Raw genomic sequence first — 3,119 nt, forward strand, 5'->3', positions numbered from 1 at the left:
CATGACCAGAGCACCCGTCGACATCCTGCAGGAATACGGACCCTTTGCCGGCGTCGATGCCGTGCACGGGGTCACCTTCGATGGCCGCCATGTCTGGTTCGCCTCGGGCGACCGGCTCAACGCGCTCGATCCCCTGAGCGGCCGGATCGTGCGCTCGCTTGAGGTCCCAGCGAATGCCGGCACCGCCTTCGACGGCCGTCACCTGTTCCAGCTCGCCCAGGACCGCATCCACCGGATCGATCCCACCACCGGCCAGATCGTCGCCACGATCCCGGCACCGGACGGTGACGACAGCTCGGGTCTCGCCTGGGCGGAAGGCACGCTCTGGGTAGGCGGGTACCGGGGCCGGAAGATCCATCAGCTCGACCCGAAGACCGGTGCGATCCTGCGCACCATCGAATCCAGCCGCTTCGTCACCGGCGTCACCTGGGCCGGAGACGAACTCTGGCACGGCACCTGGGAGGACGACGAGAGCGAGCTCAGGCGGGTCGATCCTCGGACCGGCGGGGTCCTGGAATCCCTCGTCCTGCCACGGGGCCTGGGCGTGTCGGGGCTGGAGTCCGACGGCGGCGAACGGTTCTTCTGTGGCGGAGGCCTGAGCGGCAGGCTGAGAGCCATCCGCCGGCCGCGGAAAGCCCAGGCCGGCGGTTCCACCTAGAACGGATGCTCAGGCCGGTTCGGCGGCCTCCGGCAATCCTTCCACGCTTCCACGCTGGGTCGTGCCAGGACATGCGACTTGAGCATGGCGGCCAAGTGCGGCAGCCGCTCCGCGTCGAGCATGCCCAGATGGTCGCCCGGCACCAGCTCGACGGTCACCTTCCCCTGGACTAAGGGCGTCCAGCCCAGAGCCGGGTCCTCGAGCGCACGGCCGCTCTCATAGTTCCGGTATTCCTCGGGAAAGCCGCCTTCGGTCCGGAACAGGGTGAGCGGGCCTTCGTAGCCTCGGGGCTGGTAGGCCACCATGGCACGGAAATTGGCCTTGAACACGGCGAGCAGGCCGTCTAGCGCCACGTCCAGGTCGACTAGGCCACTCTCAGCCAGGGCGCGCATCGTGCGGGCCATCTGCTCCTCGGGCGGCAGCCTGCGGATCTGGTCCAGCGATTCCGGCAGCCGGTCGCCATAGAGGGCGTAGAGAGCGCGGACGATGGAGCCCTGGGCGACCTGGTCGTTCTGGAAGTCGTCCAGGCTGCTTTCGGTGACGACCGTGTCGAGCATGCCCAGGAACGCGATCTCCTCGCCCTGGAAGCGGAGCTGACGGGCGGCCTCATAGACCACGTGGCCGCCATAGGAGTGGCCCAGCAGCAGATAAGGGCCGCGCGGCTGGCGGACGCGCACGGCGGCGACGAGATAGGCCGCTTGCGCCTCGATCCGGTCGAGCGGCGCCTCGCCGCCGAAGAAGCCCGGCAGCTGCAGGCCGGCCAGGGCCAGGTCGGGCCCGAGATGCTGGGCTAGGCCACGCAGATAATAGGGCAGCGCCACCACGCCCGGCACGGTGAACAGGATCTGCCTGCCGGCGGGGTCGCCGAACATCACCAGCGGCTCGGCCGGCCCCGCCTCGGCCGGAAGCTCCAGGGCGGTGGCGATGCCGCGCACGGTCGGGTCGGCGAACAGCGCCGACATGTCGAGCGAGCGGCCGGCAGCCTCACGCAGCCGGCGCTGGACCATGACGAGCTTCAGCGAATCCGCGCCGAGGTCGAAGAAGGACTGGCTGGGCGATGGGGCCGCCGTGCCCAGCACCTCGCCCACTAGTTCGGCAATGCGCCGCTCGGTCGGAGTAGCCGGCTGCTCCTGCGCCGCGACGACGGGCGCCTCGGCGGCGACAGCCCGGCCGAGCGCCGCCCGGTCGACCTTGCCATTCGAGGACAGCGGCAGGTGCTGCAGGCGATGGAAGAAGCGGGGCACCATGTAGTCGGGCAGGCGCTCGGCCAGGAACCGGCGCAGCGTCGCGCCGAAGCCGCCACTACCTTCTGCCACCGCACCTGCCGCCACGGCCGGTGTCGAGGCCAGGAGCACGTCCAGACCCAGCCGCTCGCCGATGCTTCCAGGCACGGACGGGATCTCGACCCGGGTAAAGCCGGCCCCTGCCAGCACGCTGCGCCAGGCGTCGCGGCCCAGCAGCGGATGGTTCTGGCGCAGGTCCTGGTCGGTGAAGGAGTCGAAGCCGGACTGCAGCCCCATGCTCAGGTCGTACCAGGGCAGGAACCGGGTCTCCTCGATCATCACCAGCACCCCGCCCGGGCGCAGCCGCTGCCGGATCGAGGCCAGTGCCGTGGTGATGTCGGGCACGGCATGCAGCACGCTGCTGGCGATCACCACGTCATACTGCTCGGCCGCCGCCTCCACCGGCGCCATCAGGTCCACGCGCGACAGGTGCAGCCAGGACTGATCGCCCAAGCGGCGTTCCGCCATGTGGATGAAGTGCTGGCTGACATCGGTGAAGTGATAGGTGATGCGGTCCAGCGGCAGCTGGCTCTGCAGGCCCGCCAAGGTGGTGCCGAGCCCGGCGCCCACCTCCAGGATGGCCAGGGGCTGTGCTTCGGCGAGCTCGCGGATCGTGCGGCCCAGCACCTGGTAGGGCACCTGGAACAGCTTGGCATAGACCTCAGGCGTGCCGGCATCGAGATAGATGTCGCCGGCATGCCGCCGGCCGACCAGGATGTCCGGCAGTTCGGCAATCAGCCGCTGCAGGAGCTTCAGGTCGGCCGCACCGAAGCCGAACCGGTCGAACGCCGCGAAGTCGCGCAATGGATTGTCGGCCGCGGCGTCGCGGCCATGGCGACGGATCAGCGCCATCGTGCGGGCGAGCCAGCGGCGATAGCCCGGTACGATCCGGCAGCGGTCCATGATCTGGTCGATGTCCGGCAGCCCATCCGGTCCCGCCGGCAGCTCAAAGGCGCCCAGCTTCGCCAGTGCATCGGCGGCAGCGCCGGCGGTGAACCGAGCGAGGCGGTCGGCGGCCGCGTCGAACACTGCCGGCTCCACCGGCACGGCGGTCGTCGCCACTGCCGCCGCGGCCGCTGCTGTCACTCCCGCCCAGAGGTCCCCCTCCACCCCGGCCTCCTCCGGCACGACGAAGGCATGGAGGGTCTTGGCATGGGGCTGGCCGGGGGCAGGCAGGG

General features: G+C 70.3%; 2 protein-coding genes. One reads left to right on the top strand and one right to left on the bottom strand.

Annotated features, from left to right (window positions below; all coding sequences use genetic code 11):
- Position 1: 1 nt before the first annotated feature.
- On the top strand, positions 2 to 658 hold the full coding sequence (locus tag EQG76_RS30935; RefSeq protein ID WP_159719061.1) for a Vgb family protein: 657 nt from the start codon (positions 2 to 4) through the stop codon (positions 656 to 658).
- Here the strand turns inward: EQG76_RS30935 and EQG76_RS30940 are convergent.
- A partial coding sequence (locus EQG76_RS30940; RefSeq protein ID WP_159719062.1) for a thioesterase domain-containing protein occupies positions 655 to 3,119 on the bottom strand: 2,465 nt, incomplete at its 5' end. The genes EQG76_RS30935 and EQG76_RS30940 overlap by 4 nt on opposite strands.

It is taken from the genome of Geminicoccus flavidas, from assembly GCF_009806515.1.
Lineage (GTDB): Bacteria > Pseudomonadota > Alphaproteobacteria > Geminicoccales > Geminicoccaceae > Geminicoccus > Geminicoccus flavidus.